The organism is Pseudomonas sp. NPDC088885, assembly GCF_044750025.1.
In the GTDB taxonomy this organism is placed as follows: Bacteria; Pseudomonadota; Gammaproteobacteria; order Pseudomonadales; family Pseudomonadaceae; genus Aquipseudomonas; species Aquipseudomonas rustica.
Map to the genome: position 1 here is coordinate 1 of NZ_JBIVJB010000091.1, position 550 is coordinate 550.

Annotated in this window: 1 protein-coding gene; it reads left to right on the forward strand. The window is 51.1% G+C overall.

Going from position 1 to position 550, the window contains the following annotated elements; translation table 11 throughout:
- Positions 1 to 163: 163 nt before the first annotated feature.
- Complete coding sequence (locus ACIP1X_RS23710) at positions 164 to 400, forward strand: DUF1653 domain-containing protein (protein ID WP_400755398.1); 237 nt, start codon at positions 164 to 166, stop codon at positions 398 to 400.
- Positions 401 to 550 lie beyond the last annotated feature (150 nt).

Sequence of the window (550 nt, forward strand, 5' to 3'; positions counted from 1 at the left end):
CGGGGTAGCCACTATGTGCATGGGACTCGGCCAAGGCATCTCCACCGTCTTCGAACGCGTTTAAGCGTCTCGTCGATGGAAGCCGGGGCCAAGTGCCCCGGTTTTTGTTTTTCTGGATTTATTTTTGTTTTTATTTTGAAAAAATTTGAGTGAGGGCCAAAACATGCCGATACAACCTGGGCTCTACCAACATTACAAAGGTCCGCAGTACCGTGTATTCAGTGTTGCGCGGCATTCGGAAACCGAAGAAGAAGTGGTCTTTTACCAAGCCCTGTATGGCGATTACGGCTTTTGGGTACGCCCCTTGAGCATGTTTCTCGAGTCGGTCGAGGTTGACGGCGAGCAGGTGCCACGCTTTTCTTTGGTGCAAGCTGAACCGAGCCTTTTTTCCAAGGCATAAGGCGAGTGCGCACAGAACCCTGTGCTTGACCTCACCTTGTATCAACTATATATAGCGGTGCCGCGTCAGGCGCCAACCGCCTTTCACTTCTAGAATTCAGGAATTTTCTGATCCATGGGCAAATCGCTGGTCATTGTGGAATCCCCGGCT

Coding starts and splice junctions, on each gene's coding strand:
- ACIP1X_RS23710 (WP_400755398.1), top strand. CDS start 164: ATGCCGATACAACCTGGGCTCTACCAACATTACAAAGGTCCGCAGTAC.